This window comes from Pseudomonas versuta (genome assembly GCF_001294575.1).
In the GTDB taxonomy this organism is placed as follows: Bacteria; Pseudomonadota; Gammaproteobacteria; order Pseudomonadales; family Pseudomonadaceae; genus Aquipseudomonas; species Aquipseudomonas versuta.
Window position 1 is genome coordinate 852,975 of the sequence record NZ_CP012676.1, and the last position, 26,207, is coordinate 879,181.

Annotated in this window: 23 protein-coding genes and 1 pseudogene; 20 read left to right on the forward strand and 4 right to left on the reverse strand. The window is 57.4% G+C overall.

What is annotated here, in order from left to right; translation table 11 throughout:
• Positions 1-14: 14 nt before the first annotated feature.
• The 16 genes and pseudogenes from AOC04_RS23730 to AOC04_RS04030 all read left to right on the forward strand — a co-directional run bounded on the left by AOC04_RS23730 (position 15) and on the right by AOC04_RS04030 (position 16,798).
• The gene (locus AOC04_RS23730) at positions 15-665 is read left to right on the forward strand and encodes a hypothetical protein (protein WP_125878540.1); all 651 of its coding nucleotides are present in this window, start codon (positions 15-17) and stop codon (positions 663-665) included.
• Positions 666-753: 88 nt separating this feature from the next.
• Positions 754-876: an AAA family ATPase gene (locus tag AOC04_RS24320; protein ID WP_257719954.1), complete on the forward strand. Its 123-nt coding sequence runs from the start codon at positions 754-756 to the stop codon at positions 874-876.
• 36 nt (positions 877-912) lie between these two features.
• The gene (locus tag AOC04_RS03970; RefSeq protein ID WP_060691248.1) at positions 913-1,254 is read left to right on the forward strand and encodes a hypothetical protein; all 342 of its coding nucleotides are present in this window, start codon (positions 913-915) and stop codon (positions 1,252-1,254) included.
• Between the two features lie 171 nt (positions 1,255-1,425).
• A complete protein-coding gene (locus AOC04_RS03975; RefSeq protein WP_125878541.1) occupies positions 1,426-1,809 on the forward strand; it encodes a hypothetical protein in 384 nt (127 codons plus the stop codon).
• Between the two features lie 544 nt (positions 1,810-2,353).
• A pseudogene (locus AOC04_RS03980) lies at positions 2,354-2,640 on the forward strand (DUF4280 domain-containing protein); the annotation flags it as partial.
• A 161-nt stretch (positions 2,641-2,801) separates the two neighbouring features.
• The gene (locus AOC04_RS03985; RefSeq protein ID WP_060691250.1) at positions 2,802-3,431 is read left to right on the forward strand and encodes a hypothetical protein; all 630 of its coding nucleotides are present in this window, start codon (positions 2,802-2,804) and stop codon (positions 3,429-3,431) included.
• Positions 3,432-3,765: 334 nt separating this feature from the next.
• Positions 3,766-4,137, forward strand: coding sequence for a DUF4280 domain-containing protein (locus tag AOC04_RS03990; protein WP_060691251.1), 372 nt, complete (start codon positions 3,766-3,768; stop codon positions 4,135-4,137).
• 14 nt (positions 4,138-4,151) lie between these two features.
• A complete protein-coding gene (locus AOC04_RS03995; RefSeq protein WP_060691252.1) occupies positions 4,152-6,236 on the forward strand; it encodes a type VI secretion system Vgr family protein in 2,085 nt (694 codons plus the stop codon).
• The gene (gene tssJ / locus AOC04_RS04000) at positions 6,220-6,756 is read left to right on the forward strand and encodes a type VI secretion system lipoprotein TssJ (RefSeq protein ID WP_205891782.1); all 537 of its coding nucleotides are present in this window, start codon (positions 6,220-6,222) and stop codon (positions 6,754-6,756) included. Before AOC04_RS03995 ends, tssJ begins: the two co-directional genes overlap by 17 nt.
• Positions 6,743-8,083 (forward strand): type VI secretion system baseplate subunit TssK, encoded by a 1,341-nt coding sequence (tssK, locus tag AOC04_RS04005; RefSeq protein ID WP_060691254.1) that lies wholly within the window; start codon positions 6,743-6,745, stop codon positions 8,081-8,083. Before tssJ ends, tssK begins: the two co-directional genes overlap by 14 nt.
• 41 nt (positions 8,084-8,124) lie before the next feature.
• Positions 8,125-8,775 (forward strand): type IVB secretion system protein IcmH/DotU, encoded by a 651-nt coding sequence (icmH, locus tag AOC04_RS24015; protein ID WP_205891784.1) that lies wholly within the window; start codon positions 8,125-8,127, stop codon positions 8,773-8,775.
• Positions 8,757-9,284, forward strand: coding sequence for an OmpA/MotB family protein (locus tag AOC04_RS24020; protein WP_237178921.1), 528 nt, complete (start codon positions 8,757-8,759; stop codon positions 9,282-9,284). The genes icmH and AOC04_RS24020 overlap by 19 nt, the downstream gene beginning before the upstream one ends.
• 45 nt (positions 9,285-9,329) lie before the next feature.
• Positions 9,330-12,602, forward strand: a complete 3,273-nt coding sequence (gene tssM / locus AOC04_RS04015) for a type VI secretion system membrane subunit TssM (RefSeq protein WP_060691255.1) — start codon at positions 9,330-9,332, stop codon at positions 12,600-12,602.
• A gap of 607 nt (positions 12,603-13,209) precedes the next feature.
• Positions 13,210-13,908, forward strand: a complete 699-nt coding sequence (locus AOC04_RS04020) for a response regulator (protein WP_060691256.1) — start codon at positions 13,210-13,212, stop codon at positions 13,906-13,908.
• Between the two features lie 205 nt (positions 13,909-14,113).
• Positions 14,114-14,332 (forward strand): hypothetical protein, encoded by a 219-nt coding sequence (locus tag AOC04_RS04025; protein ID WP_171970600.1) that lies wholly within the window; start codon positions 14,114-14,116, stop codon positions 14,330-14,332.
• A 108-nt stretch (positions 14,333-14,440) separates the two neighbouring features.
• On the forward strand, positions 14,441-16,798 hold the full coding sequence (locus AOC04_RS04030; protein ID WP_237178891.1) for an ATP-binding protein: 2,358 nt from the start codon (positions 14,441-14,443) through the stop codon (positions 16,796-16,798).
• A gap of 5 nt (positions 16,799-16,803) precedes the next feature.
• Here AOC04_RS04030 and AOC04_RS04035 read toward each other — a convergent pair whose 3' ends face one another.
• Positions 16,804-19,176: an ATP-binding protein gene (locus AOC04_RS04035; RefSeq protein ID WP_060691258.1), complete on the reverse strand. Its 2,373-nt coding sequence runs from the start codon at positions 19,174-19,176 to the stop codon at positions 16,804-16,806.
• 1 nt (position 19,177) lies between these two features.
• The gene (locus AOC04_RS04040) at positions 19,178-19,873 is read right to left on the reverse strand and encodes a response regulator (protein ID WP_060691259.1); all 696 of its coding nucleotides are present in this window, start codon (positions 19,871-19,873) and stop codon (positions 19,178-19,180) included.
• 575 nt (positions 19,874-20,448) lie between these two features.
• On the opposite strand from AOC04_RS04040, the gene AOC04_RS04045 reads away from it, so the two are divergent.
• On the forward strand, positions 20,449-21,144 hold the full coding sequence (locus AOC04_RS04045) for a response regulator transcription factor (protein WP_060691260.1): 696 nt from the start codon (positions 20,449-20,451) through the stop codon (positions 21,142-21,144).
• 126 nt (positions 21,145-21,270) lie between these two features.
• On the opposite strand, the gene map is transcribed toward AOC04_RS04045, so the two are convergent.
• Positions 21,271-22,059, reverse strand: a complete 789-nt coding sequence (map, locus tag AOC04_RS04050) for a type I methionyl aminopeptidase (protein ID WP_060691261.1) — start codon at positions 22,057-22,059, stop codon at positions 21,271-21,273.
• Positions 22,056-22,298 (reverse strand): ParD-like family protein, encoded by a 243-nt coding sequence (locus AOC04_RS04055; RefSeq protein WP_060691262.1) that lies wholly within the window; start codon positions 22,296-22,298, stop codon positions 22,056-22,058. Before AOC04_RS04055 ends, map begins: the two co-directional genes overlap by 4 nt.
• A gap of 227 nt (positions 22,299-22,525) precedes the next feature.
• On the opposite strand from AOC04_RS04055, the gene AOC04_RS04060 reads away from it, so the two are divergent.
• The 3 genes from AOC04_RS04060 to AOC04_RS04070 are packed head-to-tail and all read left to right on the forward strand — an operon-like array spanning position 22,526 to position 26,127.
• Entirely contained in the window at positions 22,526-23,062 is a 537-nt protein-coding gene (locus tag AOC04_RS04060; protein WP_171970601.1) for a sugar dehydrogenase complex small subunit, read from the forward strand.
• 14 nt (positions 23,063-23,076) lie between these two features.
• Entirely contained in the window at positions 23,077-24,666 is a 1,590-nt protein-coding gene (locus AOC04_RS04065) for a GMC family oxidoreductase (RefSeq protein ID WP_060691264.1), read from the forward strand.
• Positions 24,667-24,669: 3 nt separating this feature from the next.
• Complete coding sequence (locus tag AOC04_RS04070; protein WP_060691265.1) at positions 24,670-26,127, forward strand: cytochrome c; 1,458 nt, start codon at positions 24,670-24,672, stop codon at positions 26,125-26,127.
• Positions 26,128-26,207: the final 80 nt, after the last annotated feature.

Sequence of the window (26,207 nt, forward strand, 5' to 3'; positions counted from 1 at the left end):
TGATGGGGTTTGATATGAGTTTTGAACATGTATATGAAGCTGTAAGCTATAGAGATCACTTGAACGCAACGGGTAGCAGGGGAAACTGTCTTGGGCAGTCATGGCTTTGGATGACAGATATTCTTGCAGGAAGTGCGATTTCCTTAGCTCCCGCTTGTTTTTTAAAGGGGGACGTATTGCAGAAGGAGTATTTGCAGCATGTTGCGCGTGGAGGCGCTTGTGTAGTTGATATGGGATTTTATATTCAGAAGGGGCGCGAGCTGCAAGGAAGTGCTCGAGGACGATGTTTGGTTCAGCGTAATGCTAGCGGTAATGCTAGTGCGTTCGAAATGGTTAACGCATTCGCACGTAATGCGCAAGGCGATGCGGGCATGATTATGACGTGGAATATAAGTGATAAAAGAAAAAGGTTAAGCTATCATGATGAAGACTATGAATCTGGCCATGCAGTGGCTCTGCTTAGGTTGAATGATGAAGGTAAAATCTACTTGTATGACCCTAATACCGGAGTTCATGAGTGGCATGAGGCAGTTGGTGTCAATTTATACACCGATATCGAGCGATATTTGATGGCTCGGTCACGCCGTGCGGTGTTTTTATCCTGTGTGAGCATGTTTTCTAGACAAGGTGTTTCTCCTCTTAATTTTAGAAAAGTATATGTTTGATTTTTGGTGCTTGGTATTTTTTTAGAGGCCAAACATCAGAAGGTTTCAGTGGGGCTATTTGTGAACGTGGCAAAGGCGCAGGTGTGTCTTGAAGTTGAGACCGGGTAGAAAGCTGCGTGTGATTTTGCTGGACGAAATGGAGAAGGCCCACCTGGACGTGCACGATGTGATCTTCCAGGTATACGACAAAGGCTGGATGGAAGACGGCTAAGGGAAGGTCATCGATTTTCGCAACACCCTGATCCCGATGACCACTAGCGTTGGCTCCGAGGTGTTGTTCAACCTACACGGCGGCGAAACCGCCGAGGACTTTGAACAGTTACTGCGCCCGCAATTGCTCAACGTATTCCCCCCGACCCTGCTGGGGCTGCTGCTGGCCATCCCGTACTTCCCCCTTAGCGACCCGATGCTGGGCAGCATTGTGGAAATGCAACTGCAGCGTGTGGTGCAACGGGTACCGATCCGTTACCAGGTGCCCTTGCACTACGACGCGGCACTGGTAGCCCATATTGTCGGCCAGTGCACCGACCGCCACAGCGGCCGGCGGATGGTCGACACCATCCTCACCAACGAGTTGCTGCCGCTTTGATTCGTTGACTTTTAAAAGTCGTTATTTGACAGTTATTTTATGAGGTGTTTGTGGGTTTAAGTTGAGAGTACCAGATCCGAGTTACAGGATTCACCTGGCCAGTAATTGGCACGCGGGATATTGTGTAGGGCAATGTGTAAATTGGATATTTTGGAGGAGAGGGAGGTTTCTTTGAAATCGCCTGATTTTAACCGCGGCAGTATCTATCAGAAAGCTTATCTTGAAATGTCGAGAAAGCATCCAGGCGGTCAGAAACAAGCAGATTTGTATCAGCTAAAGGCGACTGTTTATAGCGCTAAAACATCTCGCGTACGTCCTGAGATTGCGTGCACTGTTAAAGATGAAATAGCCGAAACGAATAGGTCGGCCCGAATACTGATGGAGAAGTTGACGACGACCCCCGGGTTTGTTTTTTTGTTGATGGGGTGGGGAGATACTTTAAATAATCACGCTATGGCAATGCTGAAATTAAATAATAATAATGTTTTTTATATGACCCTAATTATGGCCTGCATGAGCACACTGGCCCGAAATCTGATCTGTATGGTCAGGTGAAAGCGTACTTGTCAAATAATACACCTGTACTTCGAAATGCTGAAATGAATGACTGTCTGTTGCTAAGTGCGATGTATCCTTTGAAGATTAAGTATGTGTAAATATTTGCTGCCCACGTGGGGGGAAATTAAAAACGCGGGGTACTGAAAGCAGAACCTTCCTGTTGTGAATTTATCGCGCCACTCTTGAATGATGGCCTTGGAGTGTCTCTGTTGTTAAGTATTGCGTTGGCCTTAAATATTAAGTCGTCTGCAGTGCTTTGAGTTGTGCAGTGAGGGGTGAACGAAGATTTGCGCCGGTATACTTGCCATTGATACAGGCTCAGCCTGCGCTAGCGTTAGGTTCGATGGGTAACTTTAGTTGCGTTATATGGCGGGTGGGACTCGCCACCAAGAGTAAATTGGATACATGATCAATTTCAGAGCTTTCCTATTTCATGATACCTATTTTTCTTTAGCCCGCGCCCCCCATCTATTTACTTTCGGTTGACACCTGAAGCCATCGATCAATTAGCAGAGGGCAATCTGTGCCAGAACAAGTTGTTATGGGGGCGTTGTTGAGTTGTTCGTTCGGCGCCGCACCTGCCAAGTTGGGCGTATTGCCGGTCAACCGAGTCAATGCCGAAGGCCAGCCCGCCGCCACGATTATGGATCACAAGCCCATGGTCAATATCGCGCCGTTCGGTGTGTGCAGTTAATGGCCAACCCGACGGTGTCTGCCGCGACTTCTGCGGTGATGGGGGTGTTGACCCCCGTGCCGTGCATTCCGGCGACCAGTTCGCCCTGGACCCCCGGTGCGGCCAAAACCCTGGTCGCCGGGCAACCAGCGTTACACCGGTTTTAAGTGATGGGTAACGGGAGACCGAGACTGTAACAGTCACAGCTTAACGAGCTTTCTGGGGTGTAGCTGCTGAGGGGTTGGTATCGGTTCGATACTTTTCTGACTTGCAACAATGCGAACTAATAGCGCTGTGTTAGAGGGTGATTTTTGGTATGAGTTTTGAACTATTACATGCGGCAACAAGTTATCGAGAGTATTTGCGTGCCACTGATAGTCCTGGGCTTTGCATGGGGATGACGTGGCTATGGGCGTCAGGCGCGATGGGAGGAACGACAAATGCCTTGATGCCTCCCAATGTTTTAATGGGGGGGCAGGTGCAGGGTGAATATGAGGCCGGTAATCAGGATGCCATCTATTTTTTTAATCGAAAGGTGTCCGAATTGCAGTCAAAAGCGCCGGGGAAGTGCTTGCAGCAGCGGAATACAGAAGACTCAAAAACTTCGGTGGATATCGTTAATGCATTGGCGGATGGTTTTTCTGGAAATGCGGCAGTCATAATGTGCTGGGGAATAAACAAGCGCAAAAGTAAACTGGATAAAGCTTTCGGTAGGTACGATTCCGCGCATGCAATGGGGTTGCTGAAGCTAAAGCATAATGGGAAGATTTACTTGTATGATCCTAATCGCGGTGTTTATGAGTGGCGTCGAACTAATGGGGTGGAGTTGAAAAAAGATATCAAGCATTTTATGCTAAGCCCTTCGCGGGCGATGGTGGCTCTTTATTCTGCTGTAATGGTTTTCACGGAGCATGATATTCCTCTGAATGAACATGTCATGGGCTAGTGTCTGAGGGCGCATGGTTGTTCTTTTGTGTGGGTCATAGTGTGAGTGGGTCGATTTAAATTTCTTGAACTTGAAGTGTGACATAGGAATGGTTATTCCCTTTGGATACGCACCCAACCTGAAGGTTGTTCAAAATAACGACATTTTAACATTCTGCTTGAGGCGTGCATGTCTGCGGCTTCTAGGTATCTGAAAAAAACTAGGACTTTCAGAGCATTCCTATTCCATGATTCCTATTTTTCTTTAGTCTGCGCCCTCCATCTATTTACTTTCGGTTGACACCTGAAGCCATCGATCAATTAGCAGAGGGCAATCTGTGCCAGAACAAGTTGTGATGGGCGCGTTGTTAAGTTGTTCGTTCGGCGCCGCACCTGCCAAGTTGGCGGTGTTGCCGGTCAACCGAGTCAATGCCGAAGGCCAGCCCGCCGCCACGATTATGGATCACAAGCCCATGGTCAATATCGCGCCCTTCGGTGTGTGCAAGTCCATGGCCAACCCGACGGTGTCTGCCGCGACTTCTGCGGCGATGGGGGTGTTGACCCCCATGCCGTGTATTCCGGCGACCAGTTCGCCCTGGACCCCCGGTGCGGCCAAAACCCTGATCGCCGGGCAGCCGGCGTTACACGCTAAATGCACCTGTACCTGCAACTGGGGAGGGATGATCAAGATCGATCAGCCCGGCACCGGTAAAACCACTGTTACCTGAGGAGCGGGTTCGCGATGAGTGATTCTGTACGACCAAGCTGTTCCTTCACCGGGCCATCAGGCGCCAGTGATTTGCTGTTTGCCGGGCTGCATGGCGATGAGGGCCTCAGCGAGCTGTTTGAGTACCGGGTTACGGCGCTGAGCCCGCAGGGCGAGTTGAAGGCCGATGACTGGCTGGGCAAGGCGCTGGCTACCACCCTTGCCCACGGTGCGGACAAGCCTGAAATGCACCGTGTCCTGCACGGCTATGTGTGTGGTTTTCGCCGTCTGGCCGATGAGGGGCAGTTGCTCTGCTATGAGTTTTTACTGCGCCCCTGGCTTTGGTTTGCAACCTGCGCCAGCAACTGCCGGATTTTCCAGAACCAGACGGTGCCCGAAGTGCTCAAGGCGGTGCTGGAGCCGTACCCCGGTGAGGTGGAGTGGGCCCAGACGGAAAACTACCCGGTGCTGGAGTATTGCGTGCAGTTCGGCGAGACCGACTATGCGTTTGTCAGTCGTTTGATGGAGGAGGCCGGTCTCTACTACTTCTATCGGCATGACGCCGACGGGCACACCCTGGTGATGACTGATTCGATGAGCGAGCACCGTGCGCTTGAAGCGGGTGATCAATTGCTCTGGCGGGGCGTGCAAGACAACAATTTCCAAAGCCTCTGGGGCTGGCAGGTGCAGCATGCCTTGTGCAGCGGCCGGGTGAGTGCGGTTGATTTTGATTTCAGCAAAGCCAATACCCGCGATGCCAGTGTGCTGCGGGCCGATGCTTCGATTGCCAAGGGCCATGAACAGTCTGCATTCGAGCATTACCACTATCCGGGGCATTTCAATCTCAGCGCCGCCGGTGAGACCGCGGCCAAGGTCCGGGTGCAGGCGCTGCACGCGCAACAGCAACGGGTCGTGGCAAACGGCTGCGCGCCTTATCTGATGCCGGGCGCCACTTTCAAATTGTCTGAGCATCCCGAAGCCAGCCAGAACGCTGAGCACCTGATTGTTCGTTCCCAGCTGTCGGCGACCTGCACGGCTTCGACCTATGGCGTCAGCACGCCGTACTTCAGTTGCACCCTTGAGGCCATTCGCAGCGATGGCCGCTACCGCGCCGAAATCAAGACTCCACGCCCAAGCATGCCGGGCCCGCAAACTGCCTTTGTGGTGGGCAAGGAAGGGGAGCCGTTGTGGGTCGATGAGTTTGGCCGGATCAAGGTGCAGTTCCACTGGGATCGTGGCGAGCAGACCAACGAGAACTGTTCATGCTGGGTGCGGGTCGCACAACCACTGGCGGGGCAAGGCTGGGGGGCGATTTTCCTGCCGCGCACTGGTCAGGAGGTCATCGTCGAGTTTCTCGACGGTAACCCGGACCGGCCGCTGGTCACCGGCAGCCTGTACAACGGCGGCATGCGCCCGCCCCACGAGCTGCCGAAGCAGGTGGCGCGCAGCGGGATCAAAAGCCAGTCGCTGGGCGCGCGGGATGTCTATAACGAGCTGCGCTTTGAAGACAAGGACGGTGCCGAGCAACTGCTGTTTTACGCCGGTCGCAACCAGGACATCACGGTGCGCAACGATGCTCTGGAGCATGTCGGCAATGACCGCCATTTAAAGGTCGGCGGCAATTGCTTTGAGCAAGTGGCCAAGGATGTTCATCAGCATCTGGGCGGCGAATGCAATGCCTACATCGCGGGCGGCCATTCGCTGGAGGTCGGCGCTGACCGCAGCATCAAAGTCGGCGCTGGTTACTCGCTGGAGGTCGGGGCCGATCATCGCCTTAAAGTGGCGGGCGCTCATTCACTGGAGGTTGCTGCAGACAGCGATACCAAGGTCGGCGGCAAGTTCAGGCTCGGCGCCAGCAGCCTTGATCTCAAGGGCGCGCAGACAATTACCCTCGAAGCCGGCCAGACCCTCACCCTCAAGGCCGGTTCAAGCACTCTGGTATTGGGCCCCAAAGGCGTGGCGATTAACGGCGCGCTGGTGACCATTGATGCCAAGGGCAAGGTTGACATCAATGGTGGCGGCGACAGCAGTGCCGACTCCGCCGAGGCGCCGAAACCGATCCAGACCCAAAAACCGCAAAAAGCCCAGCAATCCAGGGAGGCCGATGATGGCCGTGGTTGACCCCCGTAACCCTGTCCGTCGAGCGGGGCAGTACGCTGCATCCGGGCTGCTGCTGTGCCTGTTGCAAGGCTGCCAGATATTCGGTTTGTTTGAGGATCCGCCGCCGCCCGATCCCCATCGAACGCTGCAGATTGAAGCGGCGCTGGATGTGAATCCGGACCTCTATGGTCGACCTTCGCCGGTGGTGCTGACGATTTACCAGCTCAGCGACGCCAAGGCCTTTCTCGCGGCTGATTCAGCCAGCCTTATGGATGCCCCACCTTCCAACCCTGCCTGGTTGAAGCACGACAGCTTCCAGTTAAGGCCGGGCGAGCACCTCACCCGGCGTTTTGTGCCGGAGCCGGGCGTGCGTTTGTTCGGCGCCGTGGCGCAGTATCGCGACCTGGACAATGCCCAGTGGCGCACGGTCGAGGTGTTTCAAGCGCAAACCCCGGAGGCGCTGCAGATCGATCTGGAGCGGGCGCGGGTATCTATCCGGCTGATTCCACTCCAAGGAGAACCGTCCAGTGTTCAGCAATGACAGGGTTGTGTGGTCGGAAGGCATGTTCCTCCAGCCACAGCATTTTCAACAGCAACAACGCTACCAGCAGGCACAGCTGGTACAGGGCTTAGAGGCTTTGCAAAGCCATGTGTGGGGCTTTACCGCGCTGAAAGTCGACCCGGCGCAATTGGCCCTGGGCTGCATTCAGTTAGTGGAATGCGCCGGTATTCTGCCCGACGGCACGCTGTTCAATCTGGATACCCAGGCCCTGGCCCTTGCGCGCTTTGTGGTGCCAGAGGGAGCGCGGCAGCTGGAGGTGGTTCTGGCCTTGCCCATGAGCGGTATCTGCGCCAGCGAAGTGAGCCGTGAAAGCGCTGTGCACAGCCTGTCGCGCTATCACCTGGTCGAGGCGACGGCCCGAGACAACTCGGCCGATGACAGCGGCGAAGCCACCTTGCAGTTGTCCAGGCTTAACCTGCTGCTGGCAGCCAAACAGGATGTGCAGCGCTCCCACGTTTACCTGGATGTGCTCAGGGTTGCCGAACGCAGCCCCGGTGGCCATGTCAGTCTGGATCAGGGGTTTGTGGCGCCGGTGCTGAACTGGCGTCTGGCGCAGCCATTGGTGAGCTTTGTGGATGACTTCCTGAGCCGGGTCAAGCAGCGCGGCTACATGCTGGCCACCAATATGGGGGTGCCCGGACTGGGGGGCGTGGCGGAGGTGCAGCACTTTCTGATGCTGCAAACCATCAACCGCGCTGAATCCATCCTCGGTCACCTGGCGAGTTATCCGGGCTTGCACCCTGAAGTGCTGTACCGCGAGCTGCTGGGGCTGGCGGGGGAGCTGGCGATATTTTCCGAGAGCAGTAAGCGTCCAAAAACCTACCCCGTTTATCGCCACGACCGGCTTGGCGATTGCTTCGCGCCGATCATGGCCGACCTGGCCTATACCCTCAGCGCCCAGGCCGGTACTGATGTGATACCGCTGGTTTTGCAGGAGCGTGAGCATGGTATCCGCTTTGCCGGGGTGCTGGATTGCGCGCTCTATGCTACGGCCCGCTTTGTGCTCGCGGTGCGTGCCCAGGTGCCGGACGATGAACTGCGCAAGGTGTTCCCGACCCGTCTTAAAATTGGCCCCGCAGAGCGTGTCGCCGACCTGGTGGACCTGCAGTTGCCCGGGCTCAGTGTCAGCGTATTGCCGGCCGCGCCACGGGAACTGCCTTACTACGCGGGGTTCAGCTATTTCGAGCTGCAAAGCGATCATCCGCTGTGGCAAGAGCTCAATACCAGTACCGGTTTCGGACTCCATCTGGCCGGTGATTTCCCCGGCCTGCAACTGGCCTTCTGGGCGATCAAGGACCCTCAATGATCCGTCGTTTTTTATCTCCCTTAGCCCGTATCAGAGCGCGTTTGCGTCCGTCTCCACTGCCCGGCAACCCGGCTCAGGCCTTACCCCCGCTGAGCAGCGACGGGCTTGGCCAGCGCGCCAGTGACTTGCTGTATGAAGTGGTGCTGCTGCGCGGTCTGGAACGTGCGCCGGATCTGGATGAGCTGCGGGCCCGGCTGGTGACCAAGGTGCGCACATTTCATCGCCAGGCCCTGGATGACGGGTCTTCGCTGGATACGGTCGAACGCGCCCAGTACGCCATCTGTACCTTGCTCGATGAAATCATTTCGAGCTCCGAATGGGGTCGCGGCGGTTGGTCCAGGCACAGTCTGTTGATGATTTTTCATGGCCAGACTTCCGGTGGCGACGGGTTTTTCGCCTACCTCGATGCCGCGGAACTCAAGCCCCAGGAAAACCTGGCCCTGCTGGAGGTCATGTACCTGTGCCTGGCCCTGGGGCTGGAAGGCCGCTACCGGATCCAGAGTGAAGGGCGTGCGGCACTGGCATTGCGCCGTAACCAGCTCTTCGAAACGATCCGCATGCAACGCGGCTACCTGCCCAAGGCTCGCCTGGACGAGCATTTGCGTACCTGGAGTCGCGGTTACTTCAGTCGTCGTCACCGCCTTGTTTGGGGGGGTGTGGCGCCTTGTTGCTGGTGCTGGCTGCGGGCCTGACCTGGCATCTGGAAAACCGCGCCTATCAGACCCTTTTGCGTCTGCAGGCACTGGAGCAGGGCCCGCTGATCACCCTGACCCAGTCACTGGCCGAGACGCTGTCGGCGGATTTGCGTGCGGGGCGTCTGAACCTGCTCGAGGACGGGCAGGGGGTGCGCATTATCATCAGTTCCTCGGGATTGTTCGCCACCGGCGGCAGTGAAGTGGCCGCGCCCTATCAGCCGGTATTGTCGCGCATTGCTGCGGCCCTGGAGCTGTGGCCGGTGCAGATCAAGGTGATTGGGCACAGCGATGACACGCCGGTCGCCAGGGGCATGGGGTCCAATCAGGCGTTGTCGCTGGCCCGTGCCGAAGCGGTATTGCACGGGTTGCAGGGCAATCAGATCGACCCGGCGCGGTTCAGCGCTGAGGGGCGTGGCGAATTCGAACCCTTGTTCGCCAATGACAGCCCGGACAACCGTGCCCGTAACCGTCGTGTCGAAATTTTTGTGTACCCCGCCGAGCTGTAATCCGGGCGCCTTCCCTCAACCTTCTACCTTGCGGATGTTGCTGCCATGCTCCTGCGTGTTTTGAAAACCCTGCTGCGGGCTTCGCCCTGGCTGCTGGGGCTGATATTGACGATGTATCTGATAGTGATCCACGGCCCGCGCCTGGCGATTGACGGCCACGCGCCGCTGGCTGGCGCGGGTGCGCGGGTGCTGCTGTGCGCGGTGCTGGCAGCGCTGGTGCTGGGGGTTGTGTGGTTCCGGCGGCGGGGCAACAAGCCGGATGAGGGCCAGCCTGCCCGCCCGCAAGTCATCCTCGATGAATCCTCGGAGCGTGAACTGGCGTTGCGTGAACGGCTAGGTGCATGGCGCCGGCGCACGGGCGGTCAATTGCCGGGGTTCTTGCTGATCGGTCCGGCGGGTGTCGACAAGGGCCCGTTGCTGGGTTTACCGGCCAATACCGAGGAGGACTTGCGGTGCAGCAGCGTCGGCGGCTTTGCCCTGTTTGACATCGGCGCCAACCTGATAAATCAGCGTCAGCCGCAAGAGGCCCGGTTGTGGCGGCGCTTGCTTGATGATCTTGACCCGTCCACTGGCCTGCATCTGCGCGGGCTGATTCTGGTGCTCTCGGCAGCCCGGCTGCACAGCGCGGCACCGCAGGAGCTTGATCAGATTGCGTTGACCTTGCGTGCACGCCTTGAAGAGTTGGCCAATCGCTTTGGCAAGGGCCTGACGGTGCAGTTAATTGTCAGTGATTGCGAGCAATTGCCCGGTTACACCGAGTCCCTCGCGTGGCTGGCGGCGGACCGTCGAGAGTTTAGCCTGGAGTTCGCGCCGGCCAGCGCTAACCGGCAATTGCTCGACGGCCTTGAGCAGCGTATGGGCGCGTTGGTCGAGGGTCTCGACAGCAGCGAGCTTGAACGCCTGCAGCGCGAGCCGGATGTTCAGGTGCGTGCCCGTCTGTTCGGCTTCATGCCGATGTGGCGCGGGTTTGCCGGCACCTTGCAAGGCGTGCTGAATACGGCGCTGGCCCAGGAGCGTGGCATCGCTCAGGTGGCCTTGCAGTCGGTCCGTTTCAGTGCTCATTCGGCGGTCCTGGAAGCCCCGGCGCCTGCCTTGCTTAGGGCTTTGCAGACATGCCGCAGGCCGGGCCGGTTACGTATTTTTGTACGCCAGAGCGGTGCCTGGATACGGCCGCGAGCGCACTATCTGGTATTGCTCATCAGCCTGTTGGCCACGGTTTTATTGCTCAACATGTACCGTGACCAAGATCGGCGCCTGGACCAGGTTGACCAGCACATCGCAGCGGTGCAGCAAGCGAGGCAGCATCAATTGCCCGCCATGCTGGGCGCCGGCGCATTGCTTCGGCTGGACCGGTTCGCCGGAATTGCCCGGCTGCTCAGTCAGCGCTGGACGCCCTGGGGCACTGATCGTCAGTTACGTCGGCTATCCGGCGAGTTATATGCCCGGGAACTGCAGCAGGTGCTGCTGGTTGACGTGATGCAGCGCTTGCAAGACAGTCTGCGTCCGCAAGCCATGACCGGTGACGAGGCGCTGCGCCAGAACCTGGCGTTGTATTTGATGCTCAGTGGCGAGACAGGCATGGATACCTCGGCCATGCGAGATTGGTACATGGGGGTGGCGGGTGGACAGGGTGAGGTGCAGCGCCTGCGTCTGGACAGCCATATGCAACGTCTGCTCGCCCTGTTGGCCAAGTCCGGTCCGCAGCCGCTGGACCGCAGCTTGATCGAGCAGGCACGACAGCGGCTGGCAGCACAACCGTTGGCCCAGCGTTTGTACCAACAATTGCTCGAGCGAATGCAGGGCCCAAGCCTGGCCGAGTTCAGTATTACCTCTGTACTGGGCGCAGAGGGCATGCTGCTTTTTACCCGGCGCAGTGGCGAAAGCCTGGTTGAAGGTGTCCCGGGCCTGTACACCCTGGAGGGTTATCGGCGCTTTGAAACCTTGCTCGAGCCCTTGTTGACGGCCGGGCTGGTGCAGGAGGGGCGACTGATGGGCCGGTCAGGCATGCTGGCATCGGCGCCTGTCGAACGGGAGATACTCGCGCTTTACCATCAGGACTACATCGCTCACTGGGATGTCTTTTTTGATGATTTGCAAATCGCCGGCCTGGACCAGCATGAGCACCTGCCAAGGCGCCTGATGCAGCTGGCTCGGGCGGACTCGCCGTTGCTGGTGCTGCTCCGGGAGGTCGCCAGGCACACCGAGCTGGCACCGGCCTTCGCGCCCGAGGGCTGGCTTGAGCTGGCGCAAAAGCAGGCGCAGCGTCTTCAGCCTGCCAGTGAAATCACCGGCGTACAGCCTGACGTCGCGGCACACCCGGTTGCGCTACATTTCCAGCCTTTGCATCGCTGGCTCGGTGCTTCGGCACCTGAGTCACCGGCCCGGGCATTGCACGCAGCCGTCAAGGGTGCCGCCTTATTGATGCAGGCCAACCAGAAGGCTGCCTCCCTCAAAGTTACGGTGCCGCCAAGTGAGGTGCTGCAGCGCTTGAACGAAGAAATCGAGCAGCTACCCGGCCTGCTGCAGCCGGTGTACATGGATATCGCGCAACTGGGTCAGCAACAGGTGCAGCAGCAAGCCCTGGCTTCGTTGGCCAATGCCTGGGCCAGCGAGGTGGCGCCATTGTGTGAACGAGCAGTGAGCGGACTCTATCCTTTTGCGGGCGATTCAACAGTAGATGCAACCCTTGAAGACTTCAGCCGGATGTTTGCCGCCGACGGGGCAGTGCAAGGCTTTATCGAGCAACACTTTGGCGCTCAACTGGACACCGTTTCCCGACCATGGCGCCTGAACCAGAACGACGCGGGCGAGACGCTGGACGCGTCGTTACTGCAGACCCTTGAGCAGGTGGCACAGGTGCGCGAAGGGTTTTTCTCGCCGGGGCAGGCGCAGGCACATTTCGAGTTTGAGCTCAGCCCGCTGACCATGAGTGCCGGTATCGCCAGTTTTACCCTGAGCGTCGATGACCGGCGTCTGGACTATCGCCACGGACCTTTGCGTGCCGCCACTTTTGAGTTCCCGGGTAAAGCACTTGGCACTGAACTGCGTGCCTCCGTCACATTGCTCGATGGTCGCACCCTGACCCGGCGTGCCGAAGGCGCCTGGGCATGGTTACGGTTGCTCGATGGCATTGAACAAATACCCACCGCAGACTCTCGGGTCCGGCACCTGATACTGGACTTCGAGGGTGAAGAAGTGCGCTTGCAACTAAGGACGCAACGATCCGCCATGCCGTTTAATCGTGAAGTACTGAGTCGCATTCGCTGTACATCAACGGCTGTTTCGGCTGAAGCGATTCAGCTTTCAGAGTTTTCTTAAATACGAAAAGTGCCTGCCCTGATAGTGTCCGCCTCGCATCGAAACGAGTGATGCCTCCTGGACCAGGTTAAGTCCTGGTGCGGACGAAAAAACTATATATAGGGAATTACCTACATGAACTTCAAGAACGCTCTTGTTGCTGCAAACTTGGGTGCCATCGCACTGCTCGCCTCTCTTTGATCACAACACGTCGATGTCGGTCGGGATCAATGCCATGGCGGATTGCGGCGCTGTTTTTTTTGTGCGCCGGGCGACTGTCCGCTTTGGTAGCCAAATCAATAACAGCGCAGTTCGTTGCACACTAAAAAACACTGGCAATCGCACTGTCTGCAGCACAACTTTCAGGATTGCCCGGCAAAAATGGGATGGGGCCAGTGCGAGTATGCTTGGAACTATTATGTGTTGCCGATCAAGACTTCACCCTGGAAACGGCTTGCGGGCGTGAATATAGCGTTGACTTGATTGAATACACCGCCAAAAAATCCATTGTCGTGGAATAGCGCCAACTCTTCGAAGCATTTGAGGGGGGGAATACTTTGCGTATTACTAAATCTCGCGGCATGTAAAAGGGATTTGCAGCGGCCAATAGTTATAACGGGGGTTTCTCATGGCATCATTATTTCGGCCGATCCGGTTGATGTTGCTGGATGATCATGATCTGGTTCTGCAGGGTATCTTGCAATTAGTGAGGCCCGAGCAGGATATGGAGGTGGCCGGTTTTTTTACCCAAAGCCGGGAATTGATCGATGCATTGAGCCAGCCGGGCGCCGAGGTCGATATTGTCATCCTCGACTATACCCTCAGCCCTGGCGAGGTTGACGGTCTGAACCTGATTCGCGCTTTGCGGTTGCGGTTTCCCGGTATTCCCTTGCTGGTGATTTCGGCCTCCCACAGCCCTGCAACCGTGTCGCTGGCCCTGCGTTGCGGTGCCAAGGGCTTCGTTGGCAAGGAAATGTGTTCCAGTCAATTGCTGGTTGCCGTGCGCCGACTCGCCGGCGGGCGCACTTATCTGCACCCGAAGATGCAGGCCGATCTGCAAGACAGCGGGGTGTCGACTGATCAAGTTAAGCGGGGTGGCCCGGCCCAACCTCCCGGGGTGGACATGCTGGTGAAAAACGTCGAGTTGTCATTTCGTGAGCGTGAGGTACTACGTTGCTTTCTGGCGGGCATGTCGGTCACGCAAATCGCCCTGAAGTTTGAACGCAGTATCAAGACCATCAGCACACAAAAACAGGCGGCCTACAAAAAACTGGGGGTGCGCAATGATAATGAGATATTCAAGATTCGCTCGCAGTTTGAAAGTTGACTGCCCGGGGGCAGGTTTGCCATATATCTGGGTGTAATAGTGTGTTTTTTTTCCCGTTTTTAAGAACTATCTTATTTTCTGAGTTTGACAGCTCTGTTAATTTTATCTGGGCACAAACTTTAGTTGAAGCGTACCGATTAGAAGTCTGTAGTTGCTCTGAATGGAAAGGAATTCCGGTTGGTCTATCTGCTATAGGGACATATATATGATGGATAATGCTATTGCTTTGTCGCACGCAGTTCTCCGGTTGAGCGAAAATCAAACGGTGTTGGCAATCATGATTTCTGAGCTTTCGCAAGTTATGAGTTCCCATGCCCCTTGCGCGAGTGCCGAGGCCCTGTCGGGCTATACCTCTTTACTGGATAAAAATCATCTGTTGCTTATGGATGCCATCTGCCAGTTCAGCTCGCAGAACTCGGTCTAGCTCATCACGACTGGCTATCATCAAACTCGTGTCGATAGCTGTCGAATTCACTGCCAGTCGGCCGGCCACGAGCGCGTTGCGGCGGTGATGAATTTCCGGGATTTGTCTTTGCAAGTTTTATTACTTGCCGGTCTCTGTTTTCAGGCCCTGGCCGAGGGTAAACCCGCGCAACTGTTTACTGAGCAGGAGCGGGCCTGGATCGCGGCCAACCCCGTTGTCAATATTGCACTCGATCCCGACTGGCGGCCGCTGGAGTACATAGAAGACGGGGTCTACAAAGGGCTCAGTGCCGAGTACCTGAATGTCATTTCCAGAGTGTCGGGCTTGCAGTTCAGCTGGAAGGAGGGCATGGACTGGACCATGGCCAAGGCTGCGATCCTTGATGGCAGCGCTGATCTGCTACCTGCCTCTTCGCAACAAATGGCTTCGCCGCAAATGCGTGAGCGTATCGCCTACAGCAAACCCTACTTTGTCGGTTCAACCCTGATTGTGACCAGGGCCAGCACGCCCGTGATGTTCGACCCGCGTCAATTGGAGGGCCAGAAAGTTGCAGTCAAGGCCGGCGGGGCATATGAACGCAACCTGCGATGGCGTTATCCGAAGATCCAGCTGGTGGCGGTAAAAGGCCCCCAGGAGGCTCTGGCGCGTGTGGCCAGCGGCGAGCTGTATGCTGCGGTGGATGTTGACGCGGTGTTCATCCCGATTATGCAACATCGCTATTTCGATACCTTGCATGTCGCGGGCTCGATTGCCGATTTACCGGCGGTGGTCACGATCGGGGTGCGTATTGACCAGCCGTTACTGGTCTCGATCATTAACAAGTCACTCGACTCGCTGACCGCGCGCCAGACTGATCAAATGATGGCGCAATGGGTCGACGCCAACAGCTACGGCCCGCCCGCGTTGTCCGAACTGCTGGATTACTATTTGCGCGAACTGCTGGTGCTGGTGCTGTTCCTGATCATCTTTGCGTACCTGCTGTACCGCGCGCATCAGGCCCAGCGTCAGGCCCGGCGCAGCGAGCGGGACAAGGCCATGTTGCTGGCGGTCATGAGTCATGAAATCCGCACGCCGATGAATGCAATCCTTTCCAGCGTGGAACTGCTGGGGCGCGCCAGGCTCCAGCCCGAGAATGCCGAGCTGGCGCGCGTTGCTGTCACAAGTGCCAACACGCTGCTGGAGTTGCTTGACGGGGTGCTGGACTTTTCCAAACTCGAAGCCGAACACATGCAACTCAAATGCCGGCCGGCCAATATCGGAACCCTGATCGGTGAGGCCATCAGCATCTCGGAACTTCGGGCGCAGGAGAAAAACCTGCCATTGAAAATGGATTTGCACTGGGACGCGCCGCTCTGGTTAAGCGTCGATGCCCTGCGCCTGCGGCAAGTGCTGATTAACCTGCTCTGCAACGCCATCAAGTTCACCGAAACCGGTGAAGTCAGGCTGGTCGCCGAGTTTCATTGCGCTGGCGAAGACTCAGGCCAGGGCACATTGCAGTTGAGCATTATCGATACCGGTATTGGCGTCTCCAAGCGTGACCAGCAGCGGCTATTTCAGGCTTTTACCCAGGCCGACGAGTCGATTACCCGCAAGTTTGGCGGTACCGGTCTGGGGCTCATCATCTGCCGCCGTCTTTTAAGCTTGATGGGCGGCACTATCACGCTGCACAGCGTGTCCGGCCAGGGCACCACCTTCGAGGTGCGGCTGCCTGCTTTGCTGGCGCAGGCGCAGGAAAGCTCGGAACCACAGCCTGATGCTGCAATCCCCTTAGCCTTGGACTCAGGCCTGGCGACACTACCGGGATTGAAAGTGCTGGTGGTCGAGGATCACCCGGAAAATCAGTTTGTAATCAAGCGCCAGTTGCTGAGTATGGGGCACGAAAGTGTCCCGGCACTGACCGGGCAGGCGGGCCTGGACACCTTCGCCAGGGAGCGTTTCGATGTGGTTTTGCTGGACTGCAACCTGCCGGATATTGACGGCTACGCCGTAGCCCGGGGTATGCGGATGCTGGAAGCCGAAGGCAGGGTGCATACGCCGATCATTGGCATTTCCGCGATGGTAGGGGTTGAGCACAGTGAGGCCTGTTTCGATGCCGGTATCGATGGCTTGCTGATCAAACCACTGAGGGTTGACCAGTTGCGGGAAATTATCGACCTGTGGTGTGGCGTCTGTACCCCGGTAGAAACCGACACGACGCCGTTCCAGGGGTTTGATGGCGATCTGCAAAGTGCATTCTTCAACACCTGCCGCCTGGACCTTGAACAATTGCTCGGCTGCGCTGAAAGCCTTGACTGGCCTCAAGTCGCCCATAGGGCCCATCGGATTGCCGGTGCCGCGATGATGCTCGAGCAGCAGCATGTCGTTACGGCTGCGCGCAGTCTGGAAGAGCTCACTAACCAGCCGCTCGACATTGAGGCAATTGATCGGGCTATCGCCCATTTGCAACAGGCCCTGCACGACCAATAACAGGGTCACCCCCCGGGCCTGCCCCGGTAGAAACTCTTTAACGCCTCTTCAATAGCTTGCTGCATCGCACTCCAGTCGTTATCCCCGGTGGACGGGTTACGCAGGGCTGTTTCCAGTTCCTTGGCCCGCTTCGCCAGCTCGTTGGCCTGCATCGCCAGTGCCGAGCCATGAAGGCGATGGGCGTAGTGCAGGGCCAGCACCAGATTGTGTTTGTCAAAAGCATCACGCAGGCAGGCGAGGTCCTCGCCGCTGGTGGTGGAAAACAAATCTTCCATGGATACGCTGCTAATCGGGGTTGGCGCTGTTACGGGCCGGGCGTCGGAGGTGGGCAGCCATAACCCGAAGATTTGCTTCAACGCCTTCAGACTCAAGGGTTTGGACAGATTGCCGTCAATGTCACTGTCCATGCATTTGAGTTGATGTTGCTCATCGGTCGAGGCCGAGATCGCGATGATTGGCATGGCGGCCAAGCCTTGTTCCTGTTCCTGCTGGCGTATCCTGCGGGCCACTTCGTAACCGTCCATACCGGGCAGGTGACAGTCGAGCAGGATCAGGGAAATGTTCTGCCGATGCTCCTGCATCGCCGCCAGGGCCGCCATGCCGTCTTCGACTATCAGCGCGCGATAGCCCAGCTCAGTGAGTTGCAGCTCGATGGTCTGGCGGTTGATCGGATGGTCTTCGACCACCAGAATCTGTTGCCCGGTTGTGACCGGCTCGACGGGTAGCGGCTCTTCGATGTCGGTGGTCGGGGCGGCGGGGTCTTTGTGCCTGAACTCGACAGTCAGGTTGAACCCCACAGTAGTGCCTTGGCCGGGCGCACTCTGCAGGTCGATCTGAGCGCCCATTAACTCCACCAGCTGCTTGCAGATGGACAGCCCCAGGCCGCTGCCGCCGTAACGCCGGGTGATTGAGTTGTCGGCCTGGACAAACGCCTGGAATAAATGCCGTTGCTGCTCTGCGTCGATCCCGATACCGGTGTCGCTGACCTGTATTTCCAGACGTCCCGAATCAGGGGTGGAGGCTTCAAAGTGCAGGCTCAGCATGACCTCGCCATGCTCAGTGAACTTGACTGCATTGGACAGCAGGTTGGCAATCACCTGACGGATGCGCACCGGATCGAGGATCAGCAGCACATCATCCAGGCCCGTAGCCGCCAGGGTCAGCGTGGTGTTGTGCTTTCGGGCGGCGAGCTGGTGAATGTCGGCAAGGGCCTGGGCCAGTTGCTGCAGATCGGTGGGAACGGATTCCAGATGGATTTTGCTGGCTTCGAGCTTGGACACATCCAGAACGTCGTCAAGCAACTCCAGCAGGTTGCGCGCCGAGACGTTGGCCAGCGTGGCCAGCTCCTGTTGCGGCGGGCTCATCGGCGTGCCCTTGAGCAGCTCGATGGAGGACAGTACGCCATTCATCGGGGTGCGGATTTCATGGCTCATCATGGCCAGGAAACTTGACTTGGCCGCCTCGCTTTTCTGCGCAGCTTTTTGCGCCAGCATTGCGCGTCGGGTCATGAAGGCCAGCGCCGAAAGCAGTAGCGCAAAACAAATCAGCTCTATCTGGTAGTAGCGGAAGATCATCCCCCATGAAGGGGCGCCGTAGTCGGTGCGATCTAGCCAGCGGTCAAAGATTTCGTCGATGGTCGAGGGCGGTAACCGGGCCAGTGACTTGTTGATGATGGACAACAGTTCCGGCGACTTTGGGCTGACCCCCATGCTGCTGACAATCGGCATGTCGGACAGCACCCCGGACATGTGCAGGGTGCCGAAAAACTTGCGCGAGATGATCATCTGCAAAACGCTGTCCATGCCAATCGCCGCATCGGCATCACCTTCGGCCAACGCCTGCAAAGCATCTTCCGGGTCGTTTATCAGTAGAAGTTTGACCTCGGGAAACTCTTTGCGCAGGTAGTGCTCGTAGCCGCCACCGCCTTTGACCGCCACCACTTTGCCGTTGAGTTTGTGGGGCGAAAACAGCACCGGTTCACCTGTGCGCGTCACCACGATGGTGGAACCGACGAAAAACACATCGGAGAGCAGCAGTTTTCTGGCTTGATCCTTATCGATCAGGGCTTTGGAAACAGCGGTGGTCAGGTCGATTTTCCCCTCGGCGATGAGGTCGAGGGTTTGCTTCCAGTTTTTTGTCGGGACCCGTTCGAATTGCAGCCCGCTGATTTGTGAGATCTCACGCAGATAGTCACGGGTCAGGCCTTTGTGTTCCCCATTCTCGATGTACTCGAGCGGCCAGTAGGAATCGATGGCATAGCGCACCACCGGATGCTCATGTATCCATTGCTTCTCTGCCTCGGTAAAGGCGTAGGGGGAATCAGCGTAAGCCCGGCAACTGATCAGCAGTGCCATCCCGAGAAGCATCAGCCTTCGCATATCAACGGCCTTCCAGTAGGTAGCGGACCTTGTACAGTTCGTTGTCGTTACTCAGTCCGAGTTTTTTGTACGCGGCTTGTTTCTGGGTGCTGATGGTCTTGATGCTGCGCGAAAACTTCTCGGCGATCTGCGTCACCGACATGCCCTCCAGACAGCAGCGCAACACTTCGTGCTCGCGCACGCTCAGCGCTGCATTGGTGGCAAGCATTCGTAAACTGTCGTTGTCGTCTGCCATGGCAGCGGTCGAGGGGGCACCGGTGGAGATTTCCTGTTCACGAAACTGTTCGCTCATGGTTTCGGCCAGGTAGGTCTTGCCCGATGCCACGCGGCGAATGGCAATCGGTAATTGCGCCGGGTCCACTTCCTTGCCGATAAAGCCGTCGGCGCCGCTGCGCATCACCATGGCCACGGTGGCGGGTGTATGCAGCGCCGAGACCACCAGCAAACGCATGGTGGGGAAGCGTTTTTTCAGACCCCGCGCCAGGCTCAAACCATCGATTTCATCCGGCCCCAGTGAGTAGTCCAGCAGCACCACGTCGACGCTGTCTTGTTGCAGCGCGGCCAGCAGTGACTGACTGGTGCTGAAACTGCCTACAACCTCAATATCGGGCTGTGCCCTCAGGCTCAATTCCAGACCGTGCAACATAAGCAGGTGATCATCCAGGAGCATGATTCGAATCATTTTTTTAGTGGACATGACCTGCCTCGAAGAGATTTGTCGTCACCGCGCAGCATAGCTGTTGCGAGTGTCGACGCGTCGTTGTTTGATGTGATCAACATGGCTCTATACATCCGCCTGCAGGGCTTCAGAGTAATAGATTATGTCCCGTGGAGTGTGCAAGGATAGGAATATGTGTACGGATCGTGAAAGCGCTAACGGTGTTGAACTTGGCGAGTGTCGTACGGTTTGCCGATAGGGTAAAAAGTCCATCCTTTAACAGGCGGTGAGTAGCCCTCACCGGTAGTTGTCTTGCACTTGGCAAAATACCTGGCGAAGCGAAGTCAGCGGCGGTCGCAATATCAGGTGGCCATAAGCGTTATAAGCTTTTGTTTTTTGAGATGATTCTTATTTTTGTGGTGAGGTGCCGACATATCATGTTCTGCACTCTTGGGGGAGGTGGGGTAATGATGATGGTGCTGGTTTGAACTCTTTGAACTTTGGCCTTCAGTAGATTGATAGTGATGAAAGTGCTTGTATAGAACGTCCCTGATAAAGGGTCATACGCAGTAATACCTGGATCAGCAACGCTGAGAGGTAAAGAGGATCTAGCCATGGCATCCATGTTGAACCCGATTCGTTTGATGCTGCTTGATGATCATGCGCTGATCCTGCAAGGCATATCTCTGTTACTCACCCCTCATAAAGATATGCACATTGTCGGCTGCTTCACCCGCAGCCGTCAGTTGCTCGAAGCCTTGCGCGCCAAGAGTGTGGACCTGGTTGTGATGGACTACTCCCTGAGCCCCGGCGAAGTTGACGGCCTGAACCTGATTCGGGGTCTGCGGCTCAGATATCCCGATACGCGACTGCTGGTGGTTTCGGCCATGCATACACCGGCGACCGTTGCCCTGGCGATGCGTTGTGGTGCGAGTGGCTTTCTGGGCAAGGATATGAGCACCGATGAAATTGTCGTCGCCATCAGAAAAGTCGCAGCCGGCCAGGTTTATTTGCACCCTGCGATGGCAATCGAACTCAAACACAACGAGGTTTCGACCCGCAGCGCCGTGGAAATATCGGCCGACAGTTGGTCTGACCAGGGTGAGCTGACCGGCTTGAGCACACTCTCCATACGCGAGCGAGAAGTGCTGCGCTGTTGTCTGGAGGGTTTGTCGGTGACCAAAATTGCAGAGAAATTCTCTCGCAGCATCAAAACCATCAGCACGCAGAAGCAATCCGCCTATAAAAAACTTGGCATCACCAGCGACAACGAATTGTTCAAGATCCGTTCGCAGTTCGAGCACGGCTGATACCAGCCATCCATTTTTGTGGGAGCCTGGCTTGCCAGCGATACGGGCGCCGCGTTCCCTGTACCTGTGCGGCGCTCTATCGCGGGCAAGCCCGCTCCCACATTGGCTTGCACACTCAGGCAGGCATCAGATGGCGGGATACTCATCGCAGGTGTCAGGCCAGGGGCTGAGTACTTCGAAGCCGTCATCCGTCACTGCAACCATATGCTCCCACTGCGCCGACAGTGACTGGTCCTTGGTCACCACAGTCCACTGGTCCGCCAGGGTTTTTACATGGCGTTTACCGGCGTTGAGCATGGGTTCGATGGTGAAGATCATGCCGGTCTTAAGCTTCATGCCCTGTCCCGGATAACCGTAGTGCAGGACTTGCGGCTCATCGTGGTAGACCTTGCCGATGCCATGGCCGCAGTACTCGCGTACCACGCTTAAGCCTTCTTTTTCGGCCAGCGACTGGATCGCATGGCCAATGTCACCCAGGGTTGCGCCCGGGCGCACCACGCGAATTGCGGCGCACATGGCGTCGTAGGTGGTTTTCACCAAGTGACGTGCTTGCGGATCGGGCTCGCCGACGAAGTACATGCGGCTGGTATCGCCATACCAGCCATCCTTGACCACGGCGATGTCGATATTAACGATATCGCCGTCCTTGAGCGGCACGGCATTGGGGATGCCATGGCAGACAACTTCATTGACCGAGGTACAGACAGTTTTCGGAAAGCCGTGATAGCCGACGTTGCCGGGGATGGCCTTCTGCACATTGACGATGTAGTCGTGGCAGATCTGGTCCAGCTGGTCGGTGGTCACGCCCGCTTTCACGTGCGCGCCGATCATGGCCAGCACTTCGGCGGCCAGCTTGCCGGCATTTTTTGACTGGGCGATCTGTTGCGGGCTGTTGATGACGACGTTGGCTCTCATTGATCAGCTCCTGCAGTGGCTTCAGTGCGCAGGCACAACTGTTTCAAATCAAGCCCTCCATTGAGTTCGGCGCCAATCAGCAGGCGGCAGATCTGGTGGTGATCCAGGTCGGGGTGCAGTTCGGTCAGCATGCCGATACGCATCCAGTGTTCCGCTTGCGCGTTGATCGAGCGGCTCAGTGCGTTGCTGGCCACCCGCAGGTTCTCATGCATGGCGTCCGAGATTTTTACAATACCCATCTAAATGCTCAATATGAAATGTATATGAAACGTATATTAGGCGAGGTCGGGTCCAAATCGCAACCTTGAGCCGGGCCCAAGTTCTCCAGTGCGCTCCTACAGGGGGGGCCGGTATTCATGAAGCTCGATAACCAATCTCTGTAGGATGTTTACTCATTCTTTGTAACAACCTGATTTATCGAAGGTCTAGGTGTCAGCCTTTATTTTTGATGATCAAGGAGATTTATGTGATATCCCGCAGAAAGTTACTGTCTTCTGGCGCTGCTTTGACCGGTGCCGGGCTTCTTTCTTCATCCTGGGCGGGTTCGGTTCTGGCACAAGGCATCAATAATGCCGCCACTAATGATGTCGAACTTTTGCACCAACTTTCCCTGTTCCTCACCGAGCGCGATGCGCTGGACCCAAGCCTCACGCTGCGCGTGCTGGCACGCTGTACCGAGGCCGATCCGCTGTTCCCGGAAAAAATCAGGGGGCTGTGGGGCAGCATCCGCCAGCAAGGTCTGAGCCGGGTCGCGATGTTGAGCACCAGCCCGGTTTATCAGAACCCGCAGTACAAGGACACGGTGCAAAAAATCGTCCGCGCCTGGTACCTGGGCTACACCGGCACCCCGGTCAGCATGCGGGCCGTGGACGACACCCGGCTGGTGACTTTCACCGGCGCGCTGGCGTATACGCCGACCCTGGATGCCACCGTGATCCCCACCTATTCGCGGGGGCATACCAACTATTGGGTGGATCCGCCGTCCACCGTCGCTAACGATTAAAACAAGGGGTACCCATGAGTCAGGTCTTTGATGCTGATGTCATTGTTGTTGGGTCCGGAGCCTTGGGCAGCAACGCAGCTTTTGAATTGGCCAAACATGGCAAGTCAGTGATTATTCTGGAAGCCGGTGAGTCCATTCCCCGCTGGAAAATCGTTGAGAATTTCCGCAACTCTTCGAATAAAAGTAATTACAACTCGCCGTACCCGAATGAGCCATGGGCGCGTCATTCCTATGACGAGCAATACATAGAAAACATCGGCTCGTTCGAGTTTCGTCCGGGCATGTTGAAACTGGTCGGCGGCACCACCTGGCATTGGGCGGCAGCCTGCTGGCGCTACCTGCCAAACGACATGAAACTCAACACCCTGTACGGGGTTGGCCGCGACTGGCCGATGGAGTACAGCGAGCTGGAACCCTATTACGCCCGGGCCGAAGTGGCGCTGGGCGTATGTGGCAGTGATACCCAGGATCAAAGCGGGCATAACGGTGAAGCATTCCCGCCGCGTTCGACGCCTTACCCCATGCCGCCAGAAGGCGATACTTACCTGTTTCAGCGTCTTCGCGCACGTCTGGCCCCGGCCGGCTATGTGTTCCTGCATGAGCCCAATGGTCGCGCCACCACGCCTTATGACGGTCGCCCTGCGTGCAGCGGCAACAACAACTGCATGCCGGTGTGCCCGATTGGCGCCATGTATAGCGGTGATGTTCACGCCCGGCATGCGCAGCAAGCGGGCGCCAGGTTGCTGACCGATGCAACGGCTTACAAGCTGGAAAAAGGTGAGGGCGGCAAGATCACTGCAGTGCATTACCGCAGCTCAAAGGGCGACAACGTGCGGCTCACCGCCAAGTACTTTGTGGTCGCCGCCAACGGTCTGGAAACCCCCAAGCTGTTGTTGATTTCCGACGTGGCCAACTCCTCGGACCAGGTGGGTCGCAACCTGATGGACCACACTGGCCAGGGGCTGCAGTTTTTGGCCGATGAGCCGGTATGGCCGGGGCGCGGTGCGGTGCAGCAAGGCGGGATTTTCAACCGTCGCGATGGCGCATTCCGCAAGGAGCGGGCGTCGGTCAAACATGCCTTTGCCAACAACGTGCCGAACATGGCCGTGGCCAATCGTCTGATCGAGCAGGGCGTTTTCGGCAAGGAGCTGGACGAGCGGATCCGCCACGATGCGGCGCGCTGGGTGGATGTGTCGACGGTGTACGAAACCTTGCCGCTGGCGAGCAACACCATCCGCCCGAGTACCACCCGCACTGATGCCCTGGGCATTCCGATGATGGTGATCAATTACCAAGTGGGTGATTACGTCAAAGCTGCCAAGCCCGGAGTAGACGCCGATTACGCCGATTTCGTGAAAGTCATGGGCGGTACCGTGGTCGAGGACAACACCGGCTGGCAGAACCGCGACCACCTGATGGGCACCGTGATCATGGGCAGTGATGCCAAGGACTCGGTGGTCAACCACGAGTGCCGTACGTTCGATCATCCAAACCTGTTCCTGGCCACCACCGGGGTGATTCCGGCGTCGGGCACCATCAACCCGACATTGACCGGGGTGGCCTTGAGCATTCGCCTGGCCGACATCATTGCGCGGGAGGTCTGAGCCATGAATCCATATTTCTGTGGGCTACGCCCGCTGGTTGCCCTGTGCAGCCTGTTTGCTTCGCTGTCCGTGTGGGCGGCTGAAGACAATGCCGCGCTGCTCCGCCAGGGTGAATACGTGGCCCGTGCTGCCGACTGCGCTGCCTGTCACCGTACAGTGGAAAAAGGCGGCCCGGCGCTGGCCGGTGGTTATGCCATCGACTCGCCCATGGGCAAGATCATTGCCAGCAACATCACCCCGTCCAAGACCCACGGCATCGGCGATTACACCGAGCAGCAGCTGGCCGATTCCTTGCGCAAAGGGGTTAACGCCAAGGGGCAGCGGTTGTACCCGGCCATGCCCTATACCTCGTATCAGGGCATGAGCGATGAAGACATTCATGCGCTGTATGTGTACCTGCAACAGGGGGTCAAACCGGTAGACAGCGCCGTGGCGCCGACCCGACTGGCATTCCCGTTCAATATCCGGGCGTTGATGTTTGGCTGGAACCTGCTGTTTCTCGACGGCCAGGGCTTTGTTTCCAAAAAACCGGGCGATGCACAACTGACTCGCGGGCAATATCTGGTCGATAGCCTGGCCCACTGCGGTGCCTGCCACACCCCGCGTAATGCGCTGATGGCTGAAGACCCCGAGCGCTATTTGTCGGGCGCTGCACTGGGCGGCTGGATCGCGCCAAACATCACCCCGGACAAAGCCACCGGCCTGGGCGGCTGGAGCAATGACGAGGTGGTGGCGTTCCTGAAAAACGGCCACGTCACCAACAAGGCGCAAGCGGCGGGCGGCATGGCCGAAGCGGTGGAGAACAGCCTGCGGTTCTTGACCGACGATGACTTGCACGCCATGGCCGGCTACCTGAAAACCGTCCCGGCGATTGCCACCGGCAATCATGTCGCCAGCAACCCGCGCAACGTAACGCCGATCGACATGACCACCCTGGAAACCGGCCAGCTCGATCAGGCAACGCTGGCCGATGCCAATGAAACCGACGGCGCGCGACTCTACAACTCGGCTTGCGCCAGTTGTCACGGGCGTGACGGGCAGGGCACCGGCGACGCGTTTTATCCTTCCTTGAGCCAGAACAGCGCGTTGACCGGGCTGCATCCGAATAACCTGGTGATGGCAATCATTCAGGGCATAGAGCGCAAAGGCGCCGATCTGCAAGTCAGCATGCCGGCCCTGGGGAGTGACCTGAATGATCTGCAGATTGCCGCGATTGCCAATTACAGCCTGCAACGCTTCGGTAACCCGTTGCTCAGTGTTGACGAGCAGACCGTGGCCAGCCTGCGACGCGGTGGCGATGCGCCGTTGTTGGTGGTGGCGATGCCTTACGTGATCTGGGGTGGGGGCGGGTTGTTGCTGTGCATGATCGTCTGGGGGCTGGTGGTACACCGCCAGCGCAAGCGCGAGCGTGAAATCCGGGCCAAAAGGATAGCGTTGAACCGGCGTTTCCATTCGCGGTAACACCATGATTCTGTAGGAGCGAGCTTGCTCGCGAGCATGTCGTTGTTTGGTTGAACAGCTCGCGAGGCAAGCTCGCTCCT